General features: G+C 68.6%; 18 protein-coding genes. 3 read left to right on the top strand and 15 right to left on the bottom strand.

Features of this window, described 5'->3' with window-relative positions; translation table 11 throughout:
- Positions 1-374: 374 nt before the first annotated feature.
- Complete coding sequence (tyrS, locus tag HPO96_RS25625) at positions 375-1,673, bottom strand: tyrosine--tRNA ligase (protein WP_171676811.1); 1,299 nt, start codon at positions 1,671-1,673, stop codon at positions 375-377.
- Between the two features lie 58 nt (positions 1,674-1,731).
- Complete coding sequence (locus HPO96_RS25620; protein WP_171676809.1) at positions 1,732-2,769, bottom strand: App1 family protein; 1,038 nt, start codon at positions 2,767-2,769, stop codon at positions 1,732-1,734.
- Positions 2,770-2,848: 79 nt separating this feature from the next.
- Between HPO96_RS25620 and HPO96_RS25615 the strand changes: the two genes are divergently transcribed.
- Positions 2,849-3,796, top strand: coding sequence for an LLM class flavin-dependent oxidoreductase (locus tag HPO96_RS25615; protein ID WP_238355459.1), 948 nt, complete (start codon positions 2,849-2,851; stop codon positions 3,794-3,796).
- On the opposite strand, the gene HPO96_RS25610 is transcribed toward HPO96_RS25615, so the two are convergent.
- From HPO96_RS25610 to argC, 9 genes are all read right to left on the bottom strand, one after another.
- Complete coding sequence (locus HPO96_RS25610; RefSeq protein ID WP_420371473.1) at positions 3,793-4,446, bottom strand: DNA-3-methyladenine glycosylase; 654 nt, start codon at positions 4,444-4,446, stop codon at positions 3,793-3,795. The genes HPO96_RS25615 and HPO96_RS25610 overlap by 4 nt on opposite strands.
- 2 nt (positions 4,447-4,448) lie before the next feature.
- Entirely contained in the window at positions 4,449-5,864 is a 1,416-nt protein-coding gene (gene argH, locus HPO96_RS25605) for an argininosuccinate lyase (RefSeq protein WP_171676807.1), read from the bottom strand.
- The gene (locus tag HPO96_RS25600; protein ID WP_171676805.1) at positions 5,851-6,861 is read right to left on the bottom strand and encodes an RNA polymerase sigma factor; all 1,011 of its coding nucleotides are present in this window, start codon (positions 6,859-6,861) and stop codon (positions 5,851-5,853) included. Before HPO96_RS25600 ends, argH begins: the two co-directional genes overlap by 14 nt.
- 63 nt (positions 6,862-6,924) lie before the next feature.
- Complete coding sequence (locus tag HPO96_RS25595; protein ID WP_171676803.1) at positions 6,925-7,434, bottom strand: arginine repressor; 510 nt, start codon at positions 7,432-7,434, stop codon at positions 6,925-6,927.
- A complete protein-coding gene (argF, locus tag HPO96_RS25590) occupies positions 7,431-8,366 on the bottom strand; it encodes an ornithine carbamoyltransferase (protein ID WP_171676801.1) in 936 nt (311 codons plus the stop codon). The genes HPO96_RS25595 and argF overlap by 4 nt, the downstream gene beginning before the upstream one ends.
- Entirely contained in the window at positions 8,363-9,565 is a 1,203-nt protein-coding gene (locus tag HPO96_RS25585) for an acetylornithine transaminase (protein ID WP_171676799.1), read from the bottom strand. Before HPO96_RS25585 ends, argF begins: the two co-directional genes overlap by 4 nt.
- Entirely contained in the window at positions 9,562-10,440 is an 879-nt protein-coding gene (gene argB, locus HPO96_RS25580) for an acetylglutamate kinase (RefSeq protein ID WP_171676797.1), read from the bottom strand. The genes HPO96_RS25585 and argB overlap by 4 nt, the downstream gene beginning before the upstream one ends.
- Positions 10,437-11,639: a bifunctional glutamate N-acetyltransferase/amino-acid acetyltransferase ArgJ gene (argJ, locus tag HPO96_RS25575; protein ID WP_171676795.1), complete on the bottom strand. Its 1,203-nt coding sequence runs from the start codon at positions 11,637-11,639 to the stop codon at positions 10,437-10,439. The genes argB and argJ overlap by 4 nt, the downstream gene beginning before the upstream one ends.
- Entirely contained in the window at positions 11,636-12,667 is a 1,032-nt protein-coding gene (gene argC / locus HPO96_RS25570; RefSeq protein WP_171676793.1) for an N-acetyl-gamma-glutamyl-phosphate reductase, read from the bottom strand. Before argC ends, argJ begins: the two co-directional genes overlap by 4 nt.
- A 107-nt stretch (positions 12,668-12,774) precedes the next feature.
- Here argC and sigJ point away from each other — a divergent pair, with 107 nt between their 5' ends.
- Both sigJ and HPO96_RS25560 read left to right on the top strand, forming a co-directional pair.
- Positions 12,775-13,668 (top strand): RNA polymerase sigma factor SigJ, encoded by an 894-nt coding sequence (gene sigJ, locus HPO96_RS25565; protein WP_171676791.1) that lies wholly within the window; start codon positions 12,775-12,777, stop codon positions 13,666-13,668.
- Between the two features lie 30 nt (positions 13,669-13,698).
- Positions 13,699-14,217 (top strand): GNAT family N-acetyltransferase, encoded by a 519-nt coding sequence (locus HPO96_RS25560; protein WP_171676789.1) that lies wholly within the window; start codon positions 13,699-13,701, stop codon positions 14,215-14,217.
- On the opposite strand, the gene HPO96_RS25555 is transcribed toward HPO96_RS25560, so the two are convergent.
- The 4 genes from HPO96_RS25555 to HPO96_RS25540 form a co-directional block, all read right to left on the bottom strand.
- On the bottom strand, positions 14,214-19,985 hold the full coding sequence (locus HPO96_RS25555; RefSeq protein ID WP_171676787.1) for an Ig-like domain-containing protein: 5,772 nt from the start codon (positions 19,983-19,985) through the stop codon (positions 14,214-14,216). The two genes, HPO96_RS25560 and HPO96_RS25555, sit on opposite strands and share 4 nt — an antisense overlap.
- 104 nt (positions 19,986-20,089) lie before the next feature.
- The gene (locus HPO96_RS25550) at positions 20,090-22,078 is read right to left on the bottom strand and encodes a hypothetical protein (protein WP_171676785.1); all 1,989 of its coding nucleotides are present in this window, start codon (positions 22,076-22,078) and stop codon (positions 20,090-20,092) included.
- Positions 22,075-23,043, bottom strand: coding sequence for a glycosyltransferase family 2 protein (locus HPO96_RS25545; RefSeq protein ID WP_337796806.1), 969 nt, complete (start codon positions 23,041-23,043; stop codon positions 22,075-22,077). The genes HPO96_RS25550 and HPO96_RS25545 overlap by 4 nt, the downstream gene beginning before the upstream one ends.
- 37 nt (positions 23,044-23,080) lie before the next feature.
- Positions 23,081-24,625, bottom strand: a complete 1,545-nt coding sequence (locus HPO96_RS25540; protein ID WP_171676783.1) for a gamma-glutamyltransferase — start codon at positions 24,623-24,625, stop codon at positions 23,081-23,083.

Below are 24,625 nucleotides of genomic sequence, written 5' to 3'. Positions count from 1 at the left end.
ACAAAGGGCCCATGCACGGGGTTAATGCTAAATTTCGGCATTGACTTTCGGCACGCTGTTGAGTTCTCAAGAATCGGACGCACACCGCAGCCGAACCTTACGGTCCAGGACTTCCGGGGCAACCTGCAGTACTTTACCGGAGCGGATCAACCAAGTCAAGTCTTGATTTTTCCGACTCTCTCCCCGCGTGGAGGCTGCTGACCCGAGTCCTGAGACGCGTTTCAGCTGCGCTAGCTTTGGGGGGTTGGAAGGTCCGGCCGCTTCAGCGTCCTGCACTCGCTTCCAACAAGAAGAACATTACGTGGCTCCCAGGTGGACGGTCAAATCGGTTCCCGGTGGGCTGAATCACAGGCTTGTAATTTGCCCCCGGCAACCTAGTTGTGGGAGTGCAGCACGCCCGCGAACGAGCGCTTCCCACGCCGCAGCACCAGCACGCCGCCAGGCAGCAGGTCATCCGCTCCCGGCACGTACTCCGCGTCCTGCACCTTCACGTTGTTCAGATACCCGCCACCTTCGGCAACGGTCCGCCGCGCAGCCGACTTACTGGCGACCAGACCGGACTTCACCAACAGGTCGCCGTACGTCGGCATCTGCTCGCCGGCCCCCAACTCCACATGCGGTGCTTCACGCAGTGCGGCGCGCAGAGTCTCGCCGTCCAACGCTCCGAGCTCGCCCTGACCGAAGAGCGCCTTCGAGGCCTCTTGTACAGCTCGGGTCTCCGCCTCCCCGTGGACAAGCGTTGTGACGTCCTCAGCCAATACACGCTGCGCCTCGCGCGCGTGCGGCCGTTCCGCGGTCGCCTCCTCCAGCGCAGCAAGCTCCTCCGCCGTGCGGAACGTGTAGTAGCGCACGAGCTGCATCACGTCGCGGTCATCGCTGTTGAACCAGAACTGGTAGAACGCGTACGGCGAGGTCAGCTCCCGGTCAAGCCACACTGTGCCGGACTCCGTCTTGCCGAACTTCGTCCCGTCGGCCTTGGTCACCAGCGGCGTGGCCAGTGCATGCGCCTTGCCCGCGTCCGAGCGGCGAATCAGCTCCACACCCGCAGTCAGGTTGCCCCACTGGTCGCTGCCACCGGTCTGCAGCGTGCAGTTGTGCCGGCGGTACAGCTCCAGGTAGTCCAGCGACTGCAGCAGCACGTAGCTGAACTCCGTGTAGCTGATCCCCTGCTCCAGCCGGGCCTTTACGACCTCGCGCCCGAGCATCCGGTTCACCGGGAAGTGCTTGCCGATGTCCCGCAGGAAGTCCAGGACGTTGAGGTCCTTCGTCCAGTCGTAGTTGTTCACGATGCGCGCGGGGTTCGGCAGCGCCGGATCGAAGTCGACGAACCGCTCCACCTGGCCGCGCACCCGCTCCACCCACTGATGCACCAGGTCCTTCGGGTTGAGCACCCGCTCGGACGACTCTTTCGGGTCGCCGATCAGTCCGGTGGCGCCACCGACCAGACCGATCGGGTTGTGCCCAGCCAGCTGCAGCCGGCGCAGGGTCAGCAACTGCAGCAGGTTCCCCATGTGCAGGCTCGGCGCGGTCGGGTCGAAGCCGACATAGGAGGTGATCGGCCCGTCCGCCATGGCGCTGCGCAGCGCGTCCGGGTCGGTGGAGTGCGCGATCAGCCCGCGGCTCTCCAGATCGTCGAGCACCTCGGTACGGCGTTCGGTCCCGCTGTCGGTCACTGTCTCTCCTCGAGTACGTCGTGTCGACACCAGTGTCCTGTACGCCGGGACCCCGCGCTCAGCCGGGCTCGGGCCGAGCCAAGATGTCGCGCAGCTGCGGCCGCAGCGCGTGGCCGTCCGGCCCCTGCACCGTAGCCGCGGTCGGACGCTGCGGATCGTGCGCTCCCGGGTCCTGATTCGGGACGGGGAGACCGTGCGACAGCACCTGCTCGGCGGGGGTCAGCTGGCGGATACCGATCGCCCGGACATGATCCGGGTGCGACTGCGCGAAATCGCCGTACAGCTGCGGGTCGTGCTGACCGTCGTCGCCGACGAGCACCCACTTCACGTTGGGGAACTCCCGAGCCAGCCGACGCAGCGCCGTCCGCTTGTGCTCCTGACCGCTTCGGAACCAGCCGGTGTTGGTCGGCCCCCAGTCCGTCATCAGCAACGGACCCACTGGGTACCCGTGCCGGGTCAGGAAGCGCGTCAGCGTCGGTGCGGTGTTCCACGCGCCGGTCGACAGGTAGAAGATCGGCGCACCGGGATGCGCGGCCAGCATCTCCTGGTACATGTCAGCCATCCCCGGTACGACGCGGCGCGCCTGCTCGTCCCGGACGAAGGTGTTCCAGGCGGCGATCAGCGGACGCGGCAGCATCGTCAGAATGACCGTGTCGTCGATGTCGCTGACCAGACCGAACTTCGCCTCCGGATCGGGCACATAGATCGACGCCCTGGCCTGCCGCTCACCGCGGACCCCCAGGTTGATCTCGTGCCACCCCGGCGGCAGCACCACCGGAACGGTGATGTCGATGAACCCGCCGCGGTCGGTGACAGCGTTGAACGTCTGTCCCTCGACAGTCACGCTCACCAGCACCTTGGTGGCCGGTGCGGTGACGAAAACCCGCCAGCCGCGCACAACCTGGTCCTCGTCGTAGCGCGGTTGGCTGCGCGGGTCTCTGCCCAGGACCACGCGCGCGATGACGCGCACGAACTCCGTGGTGCCGTAACCCACCTGCGGGATGATGCGCTCGCGCCACCCACGGCGTCGCAGCACTGCCTGCACCCCGATGTTGAACCAGTCCTCGAGGCGGGACGCGTAGTGCGGGCGGGCCATACCTGAAACCTACCCGGAGCAGGGTCCGCTACGCGCATGGGCCGCGCCAACTGTCCCCGACAGCCTCTACGGTCGTGGCATGACTCAGATCGGCATGTGCTTCCCCCGGACGTTTCCCGCCGCCCTGGTGACCGATGTGGCCCGCCGCCTGGAGGCGGGCGGCGCCGACGAGCTGTGGGTCATCGAAGACTGCTTCTACACCGCAGGGGTGTCGCTGGCGGCCGCCGCGCTCGCATCGACCGAGCGGCTGCAGGTGGGCATCGGCATCCTGCCCGCGGTCGCCCGGACGGCCGCAGTGACGGCGATGGAGCTGGCGACGCTGGACGCATTGGCGCCCGGTCGCCTCCTGCCGGGCATCGGGCACGGCGTGCAGGAGTGGATGGGGCAGATGGGTGTGCGGGCGAAGTCGCCGCTCACTGCGCTCGAGGAGGTGACCACTGCGGTCACCCGGCTGCTGGCCGGCGAGAAGGTCACTTTCGAGGGCAAGACGGTCGTTCTGCAGGACGTCCAGCTGGAGGCTCCCCCGGTCACCCCGCCGCCGATCCTGCTCGGCGTGATGGGGCCGAAGTCGATGGCGCTGGCTGGGCGAGTGGGCGGCGGTGTGGTGCTGGCGGAGCCGGCCACGGCGGAGTACGTCCGGCAGTCGTTGGAGTTCGCTGGTTCACCGAAGGATTTCGTGGTGACGACATTCACCGCGCTCTGTGTGCGGGAGGACCGGAAGGCAGCGTACGAGTGGGCTGCGCCGTGGCTGGGCGGGCTGATCGAGCGGAAGTACGTCGGGATCACCCCACTGCCGTTCTTCGACGACCTGGCCAAGCTGTACGCCGAGTCCGGCGAGGCAGGGCTGGTCGGGATGCCGGTCGACTGGTGGCGGGCGATCGGCGCAATCGGGACGGTCGAGGACGCCGCGGTCCACCTCGACCAACTGCAGGCTGCCGGGGTGCACCACGTCGGCCTGTTTCCGGACCCGGAGGTCGAGCACGGCCTGCCGCAGCTGGAGTACGTGACGGCGCTGGCGAACCGCTAACGGCGTTTGGGGACGTGCGGGCGGTACGGCGAGACCGTCGGGTCGTCCGGGATCCAGAAGCGCCACGGCCAGTCGGCTGCGTCGCGCAAGCCGACCCGGGGTCCGGTCGACGGGATGCCGTCGAAGCTGGGCCCCGGTAGCAGGCGGACCGGCGAGTCCTTGGCGAACAGGTCGACGCCGTTCTGCTCGCGGTCGATGCCGAGAGCAACACAGAGGCGAGCTGGGCCGCGAGCGAGATCGCGGTCCGGGTCCAACCGCGGTCGCTTCTGGGCGCGCCCAGGAAGGACGGCGGACGCGGCGGGTTCTGGAAGGCCGCGACGGGTACGAGCCAGATCTTTGCCCTCGACTACTTCGCCGGCGCGCAGCAGGACGGCCGATGGGGTGCCCTCGGGACCGGCGCCGATGTTCATGCAGAAGTGCATGCCGTAGGTGAAGTAGACGTAGAGGTGACCGGGCGGGCCGAACATGACGGCGTTACGCGGGGTCTGGCCACGGTAGGCGTGGGAGCCGGGATCGTTGGGCCCGTCGTACGCCTCGACCTCGGTGAGGCGGACAGCGACCGGGCCGTCGGAGGTGGTGCTGCGAATGACCAGCCCGAGCAGCTGCGGGGCCACGTCGAGGACGGGCCCCGCCAGCTGGGATCGGCGCACGGTCAGCCGAGGCGCTGCGTGTGGACGGCGGTACGGGCGTGCAGCTCGGCCAACTGCTCGGTGACGCGGTCGATCGCCGTACCGCCGCGGGTGTTGCGGGAGGCCAGCGAGCCCTCGACGGTCAGGACCGAACGGACCTCCGGCGTCAGATGCGGCGAGATGGCGGCCAGGTCTGCGTCGGTGAGGTCCCACAGCTCGATGCCGCGCTTCTCACACTCCTGGACGCATGCGCCGGCCAGCTCATGCGCGACGCGGAACGGCACCTGCTGCCGGACGAGCCACTCCGCGATGTCTGTCGCGAGCGAGAAGCCCTGCGGCGCCAGCTCCTCCAGACGCTCGGTGTTGAAGCGCAGCGTCCGGACCATCCCGGTGAACGCGGGCAGCAGCACCTCGAGCGTGTCGATGGAGTCGAAGACCGGCTCCTTGTCCTCCTGCAGGTCGCGGTTGTAGGCGAGCGGCTGCGCCTTCAGCGTCGCGAGCAGACCGCTGAGGTTGCCGATCAGCCGGCCGGCCTTGCCGCGGGCCAGCTCGGCGATATCCGGGTTCTTCTTCTGCGGCATGATGCTCGAGCCGGTCGAGAACGCGTCGTCCAGCTCGACGAAGCCGAACTCCTTGGTCGCCCAGATGATCACCTCCTCGGCCTGCCGGGACAGGTCGACACCGATCTGCGCGGTGACGAACGCGAACTCCGCCACGAAGTCCCGCGCGGCGGTGCCGTCGATCGAGTTCGCCGAGGAGTTGGTGAAGCCGAGCTCAGTGGCGACGTACTGCGGGTCCAGCCCCAGGGAGCTACCTGCCAGCGCTCCAGAGCCGTACGGCGAGTCAGCCGCGACCCGTGCGTCCCAGTCGGACAGCCGCTCCAGGTCCCGCAACAACGGCCAGGCATGTGCCAGCAGGTGATGCGCGAGCAGAACCGGCTGGGCGTGCTGAAGATGGGTCCGGCCGGGCATAGCAACGCCGAGGTGCTTCTCGGCCTGGTCCGCCAGGACGCGGATCTGCTCCAGCACCAGCCGGCCGATGACACGGCCGTGCTCACGCAGGTAGCTCTTGAACAGCGTGGCGACCTGGTCGTTCCGGGAGCGCCCGGCACGCAGCCGACCGCCCAGCTCGGCACCGAGGCGCTCCAGTAGACCCCGCTCCAGCGCGGTGTGCACGTCCTCGTCGTCCTCAGCCGGCAGGAACCGACCAGCCAGGACATCCGCCAGCAGAGCGTCCAGCCCGGCCAGCATCGCCTCCAGGTCCGCGTCGGTCAGCAGGCCCGCTCGGTGCAGCACCTTGGCGTGGGCCTTCGACCCCGCAATGTCGTACGGCGCCAGTCGCCAGTCGAACTGCGTCGACTTGCTCAACGCCGCCAGGGCATCCGCCGGTCCGCCAGCGAACCGTCCACCCCACAGGGCCGCACTCTCACCTTCGGTCACTCCGCCATCCTCTCAGTAACTTGCTGAGAACCGTCCGCCAGGTAGCGGCGGTCCCCTCGTCGTACGTCCGGCCGAAGCCACAGGCGCCGCCGGACGGGTACTTCAACGGCTTGCCGGTTCGCGAGTCCACCAGGGAGCCCGCGATCAGCAGCCGGTCGCCGATCTCGTAGCCGGTCTCGTAAACGCTCGAGTACCGCCCACGGCCCGGTCCGATCCACATCTGCACGGTGAGCCGGTCGCCACGGGTCGCCGGACGGAACCACTCGTTGACCTCAAAGGTGACCGCCCACGCGCCCACCGTCCGGGGAACGCGGACGGCCGACACCACTGTGCCGTCGATGCCGAAGTCGCGACGGGCCAGCTCCGCCATCGAATAGTCGACAGCGCACGAGAAGGCCACGCCCGGGTCGCTGATGGCTTTGCCAGGCGACGGTGCGGGGCTGCTGACCGGTGCCACGGGGCGAGCCGCCGGGCCGCCAGCCTGTTGGAGCGCAACCACTGCGACGACGGCGGTGGCTGTAGCCGTGGCGGCCGCGGCGGGCACCAGAACGCGCCGGTGGCCGGTACGGCGCCGGTCGGCAACAGCCGCGACGCGGTGCGCGGCAGTCGCGAGCGCTTCGGCCGAACCCCCGAGGCGTTCGTCCATGCGTTGTCTGGCCCGGTGCAGGCGGGAGCGGGCAGTGCCTGCGGGGATGCCGAGCACCTCAGCCGCTTCAGTTGGGCTCAGCTGCTCCCACGCGACCAGTAGCAACAGCTCGCGCTCAACCGCCGGTAGCTCCCGCAGAGCGGCGCGCAGCTGCGGTGCGAGCGCTGCGACGCCGAACAGCCAAGCCCGCGGCGTTCCGAGATCTGGATCGAATCCCGAGTGGCCGCCGTACGCCGCCACCCACACCTCACCCAGCAGGTCGTCGGCGACCCCGTCGGCCGTCCGCCGGCTCAGATAGGCGTGGATGTCCGGTCCGTGCCGTTCTACCTGTGTCGCGAACCAGTCGTCCATCCCGTGTCCCCCTTCGCCGGACTGTCGTCGCTAGGTACTTGGCGCGAGCAGGCCGGGCGTTCGTTACCTGGGGTCGCGGGCGGCTAGGGAGAGGAGGCGGGCGGCCAGGGCTTCGCCGCCGGTGGGGTTGCGGGCGACGATCATGACGGTGTCGTCGCCGGCGATGGTGCCGAGGACGTCGTCGAGGCCGACGTGGTCGATTGCGGAGGCGAGGTATTGGGCTGCGCCTGGCGGGGTACGCAGGATGACCAGGTTGGCGCTGCCTTCTGCTGACACCAGCAGTTCGGACGCCACTCGCTCCAGGCGGGCCTCGAAGGCGGCCGCCTCACCTGCGCGTGGGGTGCGGTCGCCGCCCTCACCCGGTACGGCGTACACGAGCTGGCCGGACGAGTCGCGGACCTTCACCGCGCCGATCTCGACCAGGTCGCGTGAGAGCGTCGCCTGCCCGACAACCAGGCCGGAGGAGGACAGCAGCTCGGCCAGCTCGGTCTGGGATCGCACTGGCTGCCGCCCGAGCAGGTCGATGATGCGCTGCTGCCGCGCGGTCTTGGTCGTCGGTACGGCGATGCTCATGCCGAAAAGCTCCTTGCCAGCAGCCACGACAGCAGCGCCTTCTGCGCGTGCAGCCGGTTCTCCGCCTCGTCCCAGACCACTGATTGTGGCCCGTCGAGGACCGCGGCCTCGATTTCCTTGCCACGGTACGCCGGGAGGCAGTGCAGCACGATGGCGTCGTCCTTGGCTTTGGCCACCAGCTGCTCGGTCACCGCGTAGGGCACGAACGGCGCTTCCCGCAGTGCCGCCTCACCCTCCTGGCCCATGGACACCCAAGTGTCCGTCGCAACTACATCGGCACCGTCTATGGCGCCGTACGGGTCGTCGGTCCACGCTGCCGAGCCACCTGTCTCAGCTGCGATCTCAACGGCCCGGGCGAGGATGGCGGGGTCGGGCTGGAACGCTGCGGGTGAGGCGACGACCACATGCATGCCAGCGGTTGCCCCACCGAGCAGGTACGAGTGGGCCATGTTGTTGGCGCCGTCCCCGAAGTACACCAGCTTCAGGCCCGCGGTCTGCCCTTTGTGCTGCCGAACGGTCAGCAGGTCGGCCAGGATCTGGCAGGGGTGGTACTCATCGGTCAGCGCGTTCACAACCGGCACTCGGGACGCTGCGGCCATTTCGTCGATCCGCGTCTGCCCAGCGGTCCGCCAGACGATCGCTGCGACCTGCCGGTCGAGCACTCGCGCGGTGTCGGCGATCGGCTCGCCACGGCCCATCTGCGAGCTCTGCGCGTCGATGATCAGCGATGCGCCGCCGAGCTCGGCGATGCCGACGGCGAACGAGATGCGTGTCCGGGTGGAGGCCTTGTCGAAGATGACGGCGACCGACTTCGGACCGGCCAAGGGCTGATGACCGTACCGGTCGCCAGTCAGCTGCTGGGCCAGTGTCAGGACCTCGTCCTGCTCGACCGGGCTCAGGTCGTCGTCCTTCAAGAAGTGTCTGACCGTCATGGCACCTCCACCTGGTCGAGCAGCCCCGGCAGAGCCGAGACGAAGCTGTCGGCATCAGCCTTGCTGAGGATGTACGGCGGCGCCAGCCGCAGCGCATCCGGAATCGGGTTGTTGATCACGAACCCGGCGTCCAGCGCCAGTGCGGCAACCTGGTCCGAGACGGGCTGGGTGAGCTCGATGGCGAGCAGCAGACCGCGGCCGCGGACGCCGGCGATCAGCGGATGGTCCAGGGCGATCAGCGACGACGCCAGGTGGTTGCCGACCGCATTGACCTGGGCGAGCAGGCCGTCCCGCTCGATGACGGTCAGCACCGCCAGCCCGGCGATCGCAGCGACCGGGTTACCGCCGAACGTCGTGCCGTGGTTGCCCGGCTGCAGCAGGTCGGCCGCAGCGCCCAGACCGACGCAGGCGCCGATCGGAATGCCGGCGCCGAGCCCCTTGGCGAGCGTGACGAGGTCCGGGGTGATGCCTTCGGACTGGTAAGCGAACCAGCTCCCGGTCCGTCCGACACCGGTCTGGATCTCATCCAGCCACAGCAGTGCGCCGTGCTCGGAGGTGATCCGTCGCGCGGCCTGCAGATAGCCGGCCGGCGGTACGACGACGCCGTTCTCGCCCTGGATTGGCTCCAGGATCACTGCGGCCGTTTCGTCGTCGACTGCGGCCGCCAGCGCGTCCGCATCGCCATACGGCACGAAGGCCACGTCGCCAGGCAACGGAGCGAAGGCCTCCCGGTACGCCGGCTTCCAGGTGACTGCGAGCGCGCCCATCGTTCGGCCGTGGAAGGCGCCGACGGTGGAGACGATCTTGGTCCGGCCGGTCCGCCGGGTGATCTTGAACGCCGCCTCGTTCGCCTCGGTGCCGGAGTTCGTGAAGAACACCTTGCCCGGAGCTTCGAAGAGACCGAGCAGCTTCTCCGCCAACGCGATCTGCGGCGCGGAACCGAAGAAATTCGACACGTGGCCGAGAGTGGCCAGCTGCGAGGTCACTGCGGACACCACGAACGGATGCGCGTGGCCGAGGCAGTTCACCGCCAGGCCGCCGAGGAGGTCGAGGTACTTGTTGCCGTCGGCGTCCCACAGGTACGCGCCCTCGCCACGGACCAGAACGCGCTTGGGCGCCCCGAACGTGTTCATCAGCGCACCGGTGTACCGCTCGGTCAGTGCGGCCTGGGTGCCGTCGACAGTGAGCAGCTCGGTCATGAGGGGATCACCTGAGTTCCAATTCCGGCGTCGGTGAAGATCTCGAGCAGAAGTGAGTGCGGCACGCGACCGTCGATGACTGTGGCCCGGGAAACGCCGGACTCGACTGCCCGCAGGCAGGCCTCCATCTTCGGGACCATCCCGGCTGCGAGCGACGGCAGCAGCGCCGCCAGCTCGGTAGCGTCGATCTGGGTGATGATCTCTTCGCTGTCCGGCCAGTTGCGGTAGAGGCCGGCCACATCGGTCAGCACGACCAGCTTCTCGGCGCCCAGCGCGGACGCCAGCGCCGCAGCGGCCGTGTCGGCGTTCACGTTGTGCGCCAGGCCGTCCTCGTCCGGAGCGATCGTCGACACCACCGGGATGCGGCCGGCGTCGATCAGATCGATCACCGCCTCCGGCCGGACGTCGACCACATCGCCGACAAGCCCGATGTCGACCGCTTCGCCGTCCACGAGCGCCGTCCGCCGTTCTGCGGTGAACAGCCCGGCGTCCTCACCGGACATGCCCACTGCGAACGGGCCGTGCGCGTTCAGCAGTCCGACGAGCTCCCGGCCGACCTTGCCGACAAGGACCATGCCGACGACGTCCATCGCCTCAGGTGTGGTGACCCGCAGTCCGCCGCGGAACTCGCTGTCGATGCCGAGCCGGCCGAGCATGTCACTGATCTGCGGGCCGCCGCCGTGGACGACGACGACGCGGACGCCGGCGTACCGCAGAAAGACGATGTCCTCGGCGAAAGCGCGTTTGAGCTTGTCGTCGACCATGGCGTTGCCGCCGTACTTCACCACGACCGTCTTGCCGTGGAACTGCTTCAGCCACGGCAGCGCCTCGGTGAGGGCCGCTGCCTTCTCGAGTGCCTCGGGAAGGATGCTCACGACGAGTAGGCCGAGTTCTCTTCGACGTACGCGTGCGACAGGTCGGTGGTGAGCACGGTGGCGGACGCCGGACCGGCGTGCAGGTCGATCACCACATCGATCTCCGGGCCGCTCAGGTCGGCCTCGGAGCGGTCGACGCCCTTTCCACCGGCCACACAGATCGCAGCGCCGTTCAGAGTGATGTCCAGCAGCGCCGGATCGAAGGCGGTCGGCGCGTTGCCGACTGCCATCGCGATGCGGCCCCAGTTCGGGTCGGAGGCGAAGAACGCCGTCTTGCAGAGGTTGTCCTCGGCGACGACCTTCGCGGCGGCCACAGCCTCGGCTTCGGTCGCTGCGTTCTTGACGGTGATGCTGACGTGCTTGGTGACGCCCTCGGCATCCGCCTGCAGCTGCTTGACCAGGTCACCGGCCAGCGCGGTCAAAGCGGCTTCGAATGCCTCCGGGCTGACTGTGACGCCAGATGCGCCTGAGCTGAGCAGCAGCACGGTGTCGTTGGTCGACGTGCCGCCGTCGACATCCAGCCGGTTGAACGTCTTACCGACCGCGTTCCGCAGCGCGTGGTCGAGGTGCGGCTGATCCAGCACGGCGTCCGTTGTGATGACGCTGAGCATCGTCGCCATGTTCGGTGCGCACATCCCGGCGCCCTTCGCGAACCCGCCGATGCTCCAGCCGTCAGCGTGCTTGAGCACTGCCTGCTTCGGCACGTTGTCGGTGGTCATGACCGCAGTGGCCGCAGCCAGCCCGGCCTCCGGGGTGGTGTCGAGTGCAGCAACCGCCGCCTCCACGCCCGGGAGCAATTTGTCCATGGGGAGCCGCTCACCGATCAGACCGGTCGAGCAGACGCCGATTTCGGCCGCTCCGGCGCCGAGCACCTCAGCCAGCTTCTCTGCGGTCTTGTGCGTGTCCTGGAAGCCTTCGGGGCCGGTGCAGGCGTTCGCGCCGCCGGAGTTCAGCACCACGGCCTTCAGCTTGCCCGCGCTGAGCACCTGCTGCGACCAGAGCACCGGCGCCGCCTTCACCTTGTTGGTGGTGAAGACACCGGCAGCGACCTGCTCCGGCCCGTCGTTGACGACAATGGTGAGGTCCGGCGTGCCGGCGGGTTTGATCCCGGCGATCACCCCGGCCGCACGGAAGCCGGCCGGCGCGGTCACTCCGGCGCTCCGATCGACTTGGGTGGCGGGAGTGACGGCAAGGGTCACGGTGCTACTCCTACGAGGGGAAGTGCCAAGGTCTCGTCGAGACCGAGGGCCAGGTTCATACACTGCACGGCGGCGCCGGCAGTGCCTTTGGTGAGGTTGTCCATCGCAGCCACGACAACCACGCGGCCGACCCGCTGGTCGAGCGCTACCTGCAACTGGACCGTGTTCGCGCCGAGAGTGGCCTGTGTCTGCGGCCACTGCCCCTCAGGGAGGAGGTGCACGAACGGCTCGTCGCCGTAGGCCTCTTCGTAGGCCTGCCGCAGCGTTGCCAGATCGGCCCCCTCCGCAGCCGGTGCGCTGCAGGTCGCGAGAATGCCCCGCGACATCGGCACCAGCACCGGGGTGAACGAAACGCTCACCGGGCCGTCGGCGTACGGGGTGAGGTTCTGCTCGATTTCTGGCGTGTGGCGGTGCACTCCGCCGACGCCGTACGCCGAGGCCGACCCCATCACCTCTGCGCCGAGCAGATGCGCCTTCGGAGCCTTACCGGCACCAGACGTGCCGCTGACGGCGACCACGTTCAGCTGAGTCGCATCGACAAGACCGTGCTGAACGGCGGGCAGCAAAGCCAGGCTGGAGACCGTCGGGTAGCAACCCGGTACGGCGACTCGGTGCGAACCGCGGAGCTTGTCCCGCTGTCCGGGCAGCTCAGGGAGGCCGTACGGCCACGAGCCGGCATGCTCGCCGCCGTAGAACTCCACCCACGCCTCGGCCTCGGTCAGCCGGAAGTCCGCGCCGCAGTCGATCACGGTGACGTCCTCGCCGAGCTGCTCGGCGAGTCCGGCGGACTGTCCGTGCGGAAGCGCCAGGAACACCACGTCGTGACCGGCGAGTTGCTCCGCCGTGGTCTCGACCAGGATGCGCCCGGCCAGCGGCACGAGGTGCGGGTGGTGCGCGCCGAGCGCCGTACCGGCGTTTCCGCCGGCGGTCAGCGCGCCGATCTCGACCCCCGGGTGGGAGCTCAGCAGTCGCAGCAGCTCACCGCCCGCGTAGCCACTGGCTCCGGCCACCGCAACCTTCACGCTCATGTGAATGAGTATGCCATGTAATGGAAAAATATCCAAGGTTGCGGCATGTCACATTCCCCGGGGCTGCCGTGTCCCAATGGGTAGGGAGATCTCCGGGAGGACATGTGATGAGGGACGACGAGCAGCTGGCGCGGGAGTTCGACGAGCACCGGGTCGTGCTGCTGGGCGCGGCGTACCGCGTGGTGGGTAGCGGCAGCGACGCGGAGGACGTCGTCCAGGAGACCTGGCTGCGGTGGTCGAAGGTGGACCACGAGGAGGTGCGCGACGTCCGGGCCTATCTGATCCGGATCGCCACCCGGCTCGCGCTGAACAAGCTGCGGGAGCAGAAGACGCGCCGCGAGCAGTACGTCGGGCCCTGGCTGCCGGAGCCGATCGTCAAGTGCTCCGAACCGCACGGCGACCCGGAGGCCGTGGTCGAGCTGGCGGACTCGGTCAGCATGGCGATGCTCGTCGTCCTGGAGACGCTGTCACCGCTGGAGCGCGCCACGTTCGTCTTGCGGGAGGTGTTCGACCTCCCGTACGCCGAGATCGCGGACACTCTGGGCCGCTCCGAGGCCGCGGTCCGTCAGCTGGCCCACCGGGCCCGATCGCACGTACAGGCGCGGCAGCCGCGCCATCAGGTCGACAAGGCCCGGCACACCGAGCTGACCCAGCAGTTCATGGCTGCTGCCGACTCCGGCGACTTCGAGCGCGTGGTCGCGTTGCTGGCACCGGATGCGGTGCTGATCAGCGACGGCGGCGGCAAGAAGTCCGCTGCGTTGCGGCCGATCTACGGCGCGGAGAAGATCATCCGCTGGCTGTTCGGTGTGATCGCGCAGTACCCGGGCTACGAGCTCCGGATCGCGACTCTGAACGGTGAGCCCGCATTCGTCGTCTACTACGACAACGAGCCGGACACCGTCACCTTCCTGGAGACCTCTGGCGACCTGATCACGTCGCTCTACCTCATCCGCAACCCGGACAAGCTGACCATGGTGCCGATGCTGGAGGAGCTAGGCTAGCTGCAACCGAGTCGCAGCTGGAGGGCCGCTTTGAAGTACGTCGTGGTGGAGCCGGAGGAAGCGTTGGCGCCGGGTCTGCGAGCGGACCTTCTGGACACCTGGGTCGCGGCGACGGACGCCGGCGGCGCGGTCGGGTTCACTGCGCCCGCGCCGGTCGAGCAGGTCGCCCAGACCCTGGACGACGCACTCGGCCGGGTCGCCTCCGGGCTGGACCTCCTCGGCGTGCTGCACGACGGCGACCGGTACGTCGGGATGGGTCTGCTGGTCGACCGCGGCGGCAGTCTGCATTCCCACTGGCGGACTGTGCTGCGCGTGATGGTGCACCCGAAGTACCAGGGCTCCGGCGCCGGCCGAACGCTGATGGAGGGGCTGCGCGGTTCCGCGCACGACCTCGGTCTGGAGCAACTGCAGCTGACCATTCGGGACGGGCTCGGCCTGGAGAACTTCTACCAGCCGCTCGGATACCGCATCGTCGGTCGGCACCCCCGTGCGATCCGTCTGACCGCGGATGACTATCGCGATGAGGTCATGCTCGTTCGCGACCTCTAGCGACGGGCGCGGACGAGCGCCAGCAGCGTGGCGCCCAGTGCGGTCAGCAACGCGCCCAAGGTGAGGACGATCGGTGGGAGACCACCGGTCGGCGGCAGCATCGCACGGTTCACTGGGCGTAGGTCCGCGGTCGGTACGGCGGCAACAGTGAATCGAATGGGCGCAGCGACCGGAGCGGCGTCCGCACCACCACCAGAGCGCTCGTAGGTCAGTTTGGCGGTGCCGGTGAAGCCCTTTGTCGGTGTCAGCCGAACGGTGCCGTCTGCTGCGACCGTCCAAGTGCCGGCGGCGGTGCGCGCCTGCTTGGTGCAGGTGGCTGCATCGACGCGTAGGCAGACGGCGCCCGGAGCGCCGGTGTCGTTCAGGAGCGGGTTGACTGCGACTGGGGTACCTGGAGTGCCCGTTGCCGAATCTGCAGTGGCGGTGGCTGGTCGGGGCGGGTCCACCGTGACGTCGATGAGCGCCGCCGCCGCAGTGCCGTTCGTGTCCGCCACGCGGTAGGCCAGCGAACGCGTCGTACCGATGAAGTCAGTCACCGGGGTGTAGGTGATGACTCCGTCCGCTGCGACGACGAAGGTGCCTTCGTCCGCGACCGTGACCGACTTCTTGTCCTTCCCGTCGGCCGGATCCCGCAGTACGACGGACGCCGGCACGAGGGCCGCAGTCCCATCACCAGGCCGGTCGTTGCTCAGCACCTCGATCTCCACGGCCGTCCCGTACGCCGTCCGTGCGCTGTCGTCCCCTGGTTCCGGCCGAATCGGGGTCACGGTCGCAGTGAGCGTGGCCCGCGCGCGGTTGCGGTTGCTGTCCTTCACCTCGTACACCACTGGCCGTGCGGTCCCGGTGAACCGTTTGTCCGGCGTGAAGGTCACCTTGCCGTTGGCCACGACGTGCTGGCCCTGCCCGGCCACTGTCACCTGTTTGACCAGCGCCGCGTCCGGACCGACCAGCAGCAACGTGTCCGGGTCGAAGGTCGCACCTGGCCCCGGGACGTCGTTCTTGATCGGGTCGACAACCACTGGCACGTTCTGCTTCGTCTCCATCCGGTCCGGCAGCGCCACCGGTCGGGCCTGGACGGTGACCGCCAGGCTCGCTTCACCGACAGAGCCGTTGCCGTCGACCACCTGATAGCCGACGGCAATCGTCGTACCGGCGAAACCGGCCGCCGGCGCGAAACGGATGCCACCGGCCGGCTGCACGGTGAACAGGCCCTGTCCCTCGACTGGCAGCTCTGGCCGCGGTTCGCCAGTAGCGGGGTCCAGCAGGTGCACGTCCTTCAGCGGTGCGGACGGATCGCCTGCTCTGTCGTTCGCGAGCACCGGCACGGTCAGCGGGGTGTCGAACGGCGTAACGCCCTTGTCGTCGACAACCGTCGGGCTGACCGGAGTGACCGTTGTTGTGATCGTGGCAGTCGCAGTGTTGCCGCTGGTGTCCTTCACCCGGTAGGCGATCGACAGCAGGCCGCGGAACGCGGGCACCGGATCGACAGTGACCTTCCCGGTCGTCGGGCTCACTGTGACCACGCACTGGCCGATCAGCGCCGCGACGCGAGCCCACTGCCGCGTCGTGACCGAATAGACCTCGACCGACGTCTTCTCGAGCTCGGCTCCGGTCCCTGCGGTGTCGTTGGCCAACGGGTCGACGAGCTGGGTGACGTTCTGTTTGGTGGTCACCACATCCGCCAGTGCCTCAGGGCCCTTCCCGACGGTCAGCAACATGAGGCCTTCGGCCGCAGTTCCGTTGTCGTCGACGATCCGGTACGTCGCGGGTGTCGTGACGCCCTGGAAATCCTTGACCGGGGTGAAGGTGACCTTTCCGTCGTCGGTGACCGTGTAGGTCCCTTCACCGGGCTGGGTGATGCTCTTGCGGTAGCCGGTCGCCGCGACCACCGGCTCCTTCAGCAGCAGGCTCGACGCGACCAGTGGCGCGGATGGGTCACCTGGCTTGTCGTTCGCGAGTACGTCGATCGTGATCGGCTGATTGAACGGTGTGATCGCCGAGTCGTCGACAGCTGTCGGCCAGATCGGCGTGACCGTCATCGTCAGCGTCGAGGTGGCGACGGTGCCATTGGAGTCCGCGACGCGGTACGTCACCGGCAGGGCCCGGCCGTGGAACGTCGGCAACGGATCGAAGAGCACGCTACCGGTCGGCTGCACGGTGTAGGCGCCCTGCTTGGCGACGGTCAGCGTCTTCGCATAACCATTCGCTCCGAGCAGCTCGACCGACGCCGGATCGAGTTTCGCATCGGTCCCAGGGCTGTCGTTGGAGACCAGGTTCACTGTGACCACGACGTCCTGCAGTGTCGATGCAGTATCTGCCACAGCGATCGGAGGGAAGCCGACTGCGATGGTGAGCTTCGCTGTGGTCAGAGTGCCATTGCTGTCAGCCACCTGGTACACCAGTGGCGTCCCGGCGCCCCGGAAGGTCGCACCGGGGTCGAACCGGACCACTCCCCCAGCCGCCGTGTAGACGCCCTCGTTCGGGATGCTGACAGCTGCCTTCAGCAAACCGTCAGCCGGATCGGTCAGCAGCAGAGTGGTCGGCAGCAACGGCGCAGTCGGGTCACCCGGTACGTCGTTCGTCAGCACGGGCACTGCGACGGTTCGGTCGTACGGCGTCCGCGCAGTGTCGTCGACTGCGATCGGAGTGATCGGTGTGACCGTCACTGCAATCGTCGACCGGGCCACCTGGTCGAACCGGTCCATCACCCGGTAGGTAAGCGCAGCTGCGTTTCCAGTGAAGCCCGGCAGCGGATCGACCGTAACCGTCCCGTCCGGATGCACCTGGTACGCCGCTTGGCCGGGCACCTTCACCAGCTTCTTCAGCGAACCGTCCGCCGGGTCGAGCAGCGCGACGCTCAACGGGTCGAGACCGGTCCCACGGCCGGCCGTGTCGTTGGCCAGCGGATCTACGGTGAAGGGGACGTTCTGCTTGCCGGTCGCCGTGTCGGGCTTCGCCGTCGGCGCCGGCGGTTTCGCGACTGTCACGGTCAGCTTGGCGGTAGCGATGGTCCCGTTGACATCCGCGATCCGATAGCTGACTGGCGCCGCTACGCCGGTGTACGTCGGCAGCGGGTCGACCATGATCTCGCCGTCCGCCGTGACGGTGTACGTCGCCTCGCCGTCGACGACGACTGTGGTCTTCGGCTCCCCGCTCCGCGGGTCGAGCACCCGGAGGCTGCTGGGCACCAGCGGCACAGCAGGGTCGCCGGCCTCGTCGTTCGTCAGCACGGTCACAGTCACCGCGGTGTCGTACGCCGTCGCCGCAGTGTCGTCCGATGCGTCGGGCTGAACTTTCGTGACCCGCACCGTCAGCGTCGCGCGACCGATGGCCCGGTTGGCGTCAGCCACTTGATAGGTGACCGGAGTCCCCTGCCCGGTGAAGGTCGGCACCGGTTCGAAGTGCACTCCGCCGTCGGGGCGGACGGAGTACTTGCCTTGTCCCGGTACCTCCAGCGAAGTGACCGGCTCGGCCCGAGTCGGTACGACGAACCGGACTGTCTCGGGCAGCAGCGCCGCACCGGTCGGACCGGGCTTGTCGTTCTCGAGAACCGGGATCACGACTGCACCGCCCTGCAAGGTGGTGACCAGGTCCGGATTCGCTACTGGCGGCGCTGGCGCGTCGACGGCGACCGTGAGCTCAGCGCGCGCCGCAGTCCCGTTCTTGTCGAGCACCTGGTAGGTCAGTGGGGTTCCAACACCGTGGAAGCCGTGCACCGGGCGGAAGGTAACTTTGCCGCCGGTCACCAGGTAGGTGCCCTGGTTCTTCACCGTGACGGTGTCGACCGGCTTGTGGCTGACCGGATCGATCAGCTGTAGCGTCGCCGGTTCGAGCGGGGCATCCGGTGAGCCAGGTAGGTCGTTGTCGAGTACCGGTACGACGACGTCCGTGTCGAACGCCGTGGACGCCGAGTCGCCGTTGGCAATCGGCTGCACCGGCGTGACCGTGACGGTCAGCGTGGACTCCGCGGTCTGGCGAGTGCTGTCGGTGACCCGGTAGCCGATGGAGGTTCCGACGCCGGTGAACTGCCGCACCGGCACGAAGTCGACCGCACCGGTCGGTTTGACGGTGTACTGCCCCTCCCCCGCGATCACTACGGTCTTCTTGAACTTCGTGTCGGCCGGATCGCGCAGCACGACGGACTCCGGTTGCAGCGTCACACCAGGAGCGGCCTTGTCGTTGGCCAGCGGCCGAACTGCGACGCTCACGTTCTGCGGAGTGACTGCCGTATCTGGGCCGGCCACTGGCGCTGCCGGAAGTGCAACCGTGACGGCGAGCTTCGCCGTCGCAGTGATGTCGTTGGTGTCAGCTACCCGGTAGGTGACCGGCCGACCCGGGCCGAAGAAGCCGGGCACAGGCTCGACGGCGACTGTGCCGTCCGGCTTGGCGAGGTACTTGGCCTGACCAACGACGTTGACCATGACACCGCACTTGTCGTCCTCGATCAGGCAGAGCGAACCAGGAACGAGAGGCGCTGCCGGCTCACCTGGCTGGTCGTTGCTGAGCACCTTCACCGTGGTCGTCGTGTTGAACGCCGTCGTCGCGGTGTCGTCGCGCAGGACCGGCGGCGGTGGCGGCGTCACCTGCAGCGGGTAGTCCTCGACCTCACCGGCATCGCCGGCGCCTGTCGCCCGCGGCTCGTCGTACCCGATCCGCACCCGGGCGTACGTCGTCCCCGTGGTCGGCTTGGCAAACTTGGCCCAGCTGAGCTTGACCGTCCCCTGTCCGGCCACAAAACCGGCGCACGCGCGTTCCGTCGGCTGGAAAGCGCCGTCGCGGTCCAGATCGATCCATGCACAGACCCGCCCCGGCTTCGACGCACCCGACAGCTTCGCCTCGACCTCGTACGTCGTTGCGTTCGTCCGCAGCGGCTGGAAGACCACTCCGTCATCCGCTGCATCCGGAGTGGTCGGGCCGGTCGTGCCGTTGGCGACGGTGCTGTTGTCCTCGGTCGCCTCCGCACCGAGCCGGACGTCGCTCAGCACCGACCAGGCAGCACCGTACGACGCCGGTGCGTCGCCGAAGTCCTCACCGGCGGACGCCAGCACGGAGAACGCGTCGCCGGACGACTTCGTGTTGAACCCCGGCAGTTTCGCGTGCTTGGTGAAGTACGCCGTGACGTCGAACGCGGCTGCGGTCACGACACCGTTCACTCGCACCGAGCCACACGCCGCGGTCGCACCGGCATCCGGACCCGTGCCGGTCTTGTTGTTGACGCAGTTCGGACCGGCGTCGTGGTTGAGCGCAGTGACCGTGTCGCTGGTGACAGCCAGGTTGGTGCCGGCACCGGCCTTGCTCAGACTGAGACCGGGTGTTGTCAGCCGCAGAACCGCGTGCAGCTCGGACTGCGCGCTCGGCCGACCGTTCACGGTCTGAGTGACCGCACCGCCGAGCCCGGCCAGGTGCAGCACCGGATTCCGCACCGGCCGGCTGAAACTGATCGTCACCGTGCCGCGATCGCCGCAGCCCCCGGTCGCGGCACAGGCGCCCGTGTTGACGACGAGATCCTGCGCGGGGGTCGCTGGGTCGATCGGCGGGCTGTACGTCGTCGGCCCGGTGCCGCGGGCGCCTGCGGCCGTCTCGTCGAGCAGCTCGGTCGCCCCGGTCACTGTGATCGTCTGCCGCAGCCCTGAGCCCGGCATCGTCGCAGTGGCCGACTCGCCTTGGCTGAACGGCTCCACCGGCACCTGATAGGCAGCGGTCGGCACGGTGATCGTCGTCAGCACAGCCGCCAGTACAACCACGGCAGCCGGTCGTGTCGCCCGCATGGTGCCGCCCTCCCGAGCATTCACATCTCCGCATGCATCGGCCACGGGGCGGGCGGGCCTGCGCAGACCATAACGGTCCACGCGCACGCTATGTTACGGCTTCTTCACCGTCCGAGGTCGTAGATTTCAACCTTGCCCTGGCTGTGTCGCAAGGTCGCGAAGCGGGCAAGTTCGCGGGACACGGATCCGGCGCGGGCATCGGCGTACAGCCAGCGGACGCCGTACTCCGCGCGCAGCCGTTGTATCAGCTCGGCGGACGGGTTCGCGAAGGCCTCTTGGGTGAGCGCGACACGTTCCGGCCAGGGCGACGGCTGCTCGGTGTACCGGCGGCCGTTGACACCTTGGTCGGACATGGCCTCGGTGGTGTAGGCCCAGCCCTCGATGAGCGTGCGGCGCCCGGCCAGCCCGCTGACGACGTACCCACGGGCGTCGCAGCCCGGCGTCACTGCCTCGACCGGGCGACACCAGGTGTTCGTCGCGACCACATCGGTCGGTGCGGTGTACTTCGCCAGCCAGCGAGCCGCCAGCTGTTCGTCGGCGTACACACGTTGTGGGCCGGACCGGAAGATCGGCCAGCGCTCGGTGTCGCCGTAGATCGCGCTCTGCACGAACCCTTTGACCGGACTGATGAACACAAGCACCAGAACCGCGATCAGCGTCAGCCTCCGTCGGCAGGTCGCTGCGACCCAGGCAGCGGCCGCCAGGCTGAACGGAGTGGCGGTGTAGAGGAAGTACGACTCGCTGACCGATGGGTGGTCGATGAACAGGTAGCCGAGCCAGCCGACCGTCATCGCGCCAAGCAGGAACCAGGCGACCGGATCGCGGCGGGCGACGCCAAAACCGGCCAGCGACGCAGCTTGGACGACCAGCAGGATCAGAAACAGCAGAATCGTGCCCCACACCGCGCCGTGGGTCAGCGACGGCACAACCAGCCCACCGAACCCTGGTGGCGTGTTGTTACCGGTGACCGCGGCATAGCCGGGAGTCGACTTCAGGATGGCGAGGAACTGGATCTGCGAGCCGCTGGTACTGCCGGTGACGGTCAACAGCGTGACTGCGCCGACGACGACCAGCAGTACGCCGACCAGCACCAGCCGGCGCTTGAGCTGGTACAACGCGGCCAGGCCGACCGCACCGACCAGCACGGGCAGCACTGTGGGCTTTGAACCCCCGCCAACGATCGCCAGCGCGACCACGAGCACCCACAGCCGGCCACCGCCGCCACGGAACAACAGATCGATCAGGAAGATGCCCAGGGCGACACAGGTGACCAGACCGAAGGTCTGCGATGGGCTCAGGTAGCTGAGTGGTGCGGACAGGTTCAGGCTGGTGTCGACGAGCAAAAACAGGTTCGGCGTACTCAGTGCGGCAGCAACGAGGACGCCGCTCCACCACACGCGGCTCACGGTCCGGGCGAGCGTGGCGCAGACGAGGAGCGCGACCACGAGCCACGGCAGCACCCAGAGCCGGAACAGCACCACGGTCGGAGTCAGCCGAGTGATATCGACTGCGGCGGCCATGTCGGCGTTGGGGATCCAGTGATACTCCAACCGCTCCCCCACCGCTTGCGGCAGCTCCGGCGGTACAGCGCGGGTCAGCTCACTGATCATCGACAGGTGGTAGAGCAGGTCCTGGTAGTACGCCGTCCCGTCCGGTGGCATCACGTGGTACGCCATGACCCCGCGAATCGTCGCTGCGACCAGCAACGTCGAGGCGACCACCAGCCCCCAGGTCCACAGCACTGGCACCGGCTCTGGCATGGCGATACGCCAGTACCCGCGCAGCTGAGGCAGAGCGAAGGCGGCCAGAGTCAGCAGCGGCCAGGCCGCTAACCACGCCTGCCAGCCCACCGCAGTGAACAGCGCCCAGCCGACCAACATCCAGGTGGCGCCGACGATCGAGCCGAGGCCGACGTCCTCCGCCCAGTTACCCGTGCTGCGCCACAGCGCTCGCAGTAGCAGCGTTCCAGGTAGTGCGATCGCCACTGCGAAGTACGCGCTGTACTTGACGATCGGACCGATGCCGACGTCCAGCGTGACGAGACCAGCGGCGGCGGTCAGGAGCGGTAGGAGCCAGGGCAGCGCCCGCCTCACCGGTGCCTTACCGGCTCGGCACGCAGCTGGTCGTCGAGGCTGTCGTAGCCGACGAGGAACTGCGGACGCCGCTGGCTCGACTGGAACAGCCGGGCGACGTACTCGCCGAGCAGCCCGAGACAGAGCAGCTGGATCGCACCGATCGTGCTCACCGCGAGCACGGTCGACGTCCAGCCGGGGACGCCGCGGCCGGTCAGCTTGATGACCAGCGCGCCGACCACGAACAGCGCGGACATCAGGCCACCGAGCAGCCCAAGCCAGGTGGCCAGCCGCAGCGGCGCCGCCGAGAACGCGGTCACGCTGTCGAACGCCAGCCGGAACATCTTGCTCAGGTTGTACTTCGTCGACCCGGCCGCACGCTCGGCGCGGACGTAGGACACTTCGGCGCTCGGGAAGCCGAGCCATGGGATCACCAGGCGGAACACCCGGCCATCCTCGGGCAACTGGTTCACCGCGTCCACCACCCGCCGCGACACCATCCGGAAGTCACCCGCGTCGAACGGGATCTGCCGGCCGACCAGCCGGCACATCAGCCGGTAGTACAGCCGGGCGGTGGTCCGCTTCGGCCACGAGTCGCTCGACCGGTCCGAACGGACGCCGTACACGACGTCGACGTCCCGGTCGCGCATGGCGGTCAGGAACTCGGCGATCGTCTCCGGCGGGTCCTGCAGGTCGGCGTCGATCGTCACGACGTACTGACCGCGCGCACTCCGGAAGCCGGCCGACTGGGCCGCCTGGTGGCCACTGTTCCGCAGCAGGCGGATGACGCGCAGCTGCGGCCAGTCCTTCGCGGCCTCCAGCAGCATCGGGGCGGTCCGGTCCCGGCTGCCGTCGTCGACCACGAGCAGCTCGTACTGCAGGCCCAGGCTGTCCAGCAGTGGGTGCATCCGCTCGAAGAAGATCGGCAGCACCGCTTCCTCGTCGTACATCGGCACCACGACTGAGAGCTCGGGGTCGATGTCCACGCTCTTCTAACGAGCGTGACCCCGGATAGGCACGCGGTCAGTCGACCGGCGACACCGCCACGGCCCCCGTCCGGCGTGGGTCGCCGACTGCGGTCAGACCGTCGGCAGGCTCCCAGAAGGCCGCTGCGACGCCACCGAAGTACATGGAGTGCGGCGGCATCGGACGGGTCGGCAGACTGGTCGCACCGGCGACGGACAAGTCGTCTTCGTAGTCAACGACCACGTCGTCACGGACGCGGACGTGGAGCCGCGGATGCTCGACCGCCTCGGTCAGCGGTAGGCCACCGTGCGTGTAGAGCGCGTAGACCTGCGCAATCGCGGTGGGGATCCGGTCAGAGCCTGGGGAGCTGATGGCGAGCACTGCGCCGTCGCTGTCGCGGCGGGCCACGCTCGGCGCCATGTTCGAGGTCAACCGGGTGCCAGGCGCCAGACTGTGCGGACCGCCGTGCAGCAGCTCCTGCTCGCCGAGCGCGTTGTTCAGCCAGATGCCAGTGCCCGGAGTCAGTACGCCGGAGCCGTAGCCCGACGAGACGGTGATCGCGCAGGCGTCGCCCTCGTCGTCCACTACCGAGACAGTCGCCGTGCTGGGCGACGTAAGCGCCCGCAGGTCACCTGCGGACGCCAGGTCGAGCAGCTTTTGCCCCTCCAGCTGACGCAGGTCCTCGGCGTCCAGCTCGGCCAGTCGCCGCCCGAACACGGCATGCTGGACGTCGATCAGCCGCTCCAGCTCGCTCGGGCTCCAGCCGCCGTCGGCCGGGACGCCGTCCAGTAGCGCGAGCATGGCGGCGATCGCAACCCCACCGACAGCAGGCGGCGGGTTGGTCGCCAGACGCCACCCGTTCTGCCGGACTGTGAGCGCGGGCCGGACGACGGCCTCGTACGCGGCCAGATCCTCGGCGGTGAGGATGCCGTCGTTCTCAGCCATGTCGCGGATCAGCAGCTGCGCCAGCTCACCGGTGTACAGCGTTTCGGCGCCGTCGCGGGCAATCAGCTCGAGCGCCTCGGCCAGCTCCGGAATGATGACCGTGCTGCCGGCCTTGATCACCGTGCCGTCGTCGTCGTGCACGACCCGGTGGCTCGGCTGGTGCCAGCCGAAGATGATCTCGTGGGTGAACCCCAGGTAGTAGCCCGACGTCCGGCTGAGCGGGAAGCCCTCGCGGGCGACGTCGATCGCCGGCTGCACGACCTCACGCCACGGCGCCTTGCCAGACCGGGCATGCGCCAAGGCGAGTGCCTTGAGGCCACCTGGAGTGGCGACCGAGCCGTGGCCGACGGTCGTCGTCGTACCGCCGCCGTAGTCCGTCGTGACATCCCAGACGCCACGGCCGAACGCCTCCGGCGGCAGCCCCCGGCCGGGCATCTCCACCCAGCCGTCGATCGTCACCGCGTCGCCGCCGGCCACCTGCAGCGTGACGAAGCCGCCGGAAGCCGGCGACACCACGCCGATCTCGTTGACCATCGTGACGAGGGTCGCCGCGATCGCCGCGTCGACGGCGTTCCCGCCTTCGGCCGCGACCCGGACGCCGGCGTCCGCGGCCGCCGCATTCGGCGCAGCGACCGCGACCCGGGGATGCCCACTCAT

This window comes from Kribbella sandramycini (assembly GCF_013131805.1).
GTDB classification, from domain to species: domain Bacteria; phylum Actinomycetota; class Actinomycetes; order Propionibacteriales; family Kribbellaceae; genus Kribbella; species Kribbella sandramycini.
The sequence above is the reverse complement of the archived record's forward strand: the minus strand, read 5'-3'. Positions and strand labels throughout refer to the sequence as shown.

Bases quoted from the DNA above. Each gene is read 5' to 3' on its own strand.
- HPO96_RS25615 (WP_238355459.1), top strand. From the start codon at position 2,849: ATGACTCAGATCGGCATGTGCTTCCCCCGGACGTTTCCCGCCGCCCTG.
- HPO96_RS25585 (WP_171676799.1), bottom strand. From the start codon at position 9,565: ATGACCGAGCTGCTCACTGTCGACGGCACCCAGGCCGCACTGACCGAG.
- sigJ (WP_171676791.1), top strand. From the start codon at position 12,775: ATGAGGGACGACGAGCAGCTGGCGCGGGAGTTCGACGAGCACCGGGTC.
- HPO96_RS25620 (WP_171676809.1), bottom strand. From the start codon at position 2,769: ATGGCCCGCCCGCACTACGCGTCCCGCCTCGAGGACTGGTTCAACATC.
- argC (WP_171676793.1), bottom strand. From the start codon at position 12,667: ATGAGCGTGAAGGTTGCGGTGGCCGGAGCCAGTGGCTACGCGGGCGGT.
- argF (WP_171676801.1), bottom strand. From the start codon at position 8,366: ATGACGGTCAGACACTTCTTGAAGGACGACGACCTGAGCCCGGTCGAG.
- HPO96_RS25600 (WP_171676805.1), bottom strand. From the start codon at position 6,861: ATGGACGACTGGTTCGCGACACAGGTAGAACGGCACGGACCGGACATC.
- HPO96_RS25540 (WP_171676783.1), bottom strand. From the start codon at position 24,625: ATGAGTGGGCATCCCCGGGTCGCGGTCGCTGCGCCGAATGCGGCGGCC.
- HPO96_RS25595 (WP_171676803.1), bottom strand. From the start codon at position 7,434: ATGAGCATCGCCGTACCGACGACCAAGACCGCGCGGCAGCAGCGCATC.
- HPO96_RS25555 (WP_171676787.1), bottom strand. From the start codon at position 19,985: ATGCGGGCGACACGACCGGCTGCCGTGGTTGTACTGGCGGCTGTGCTG.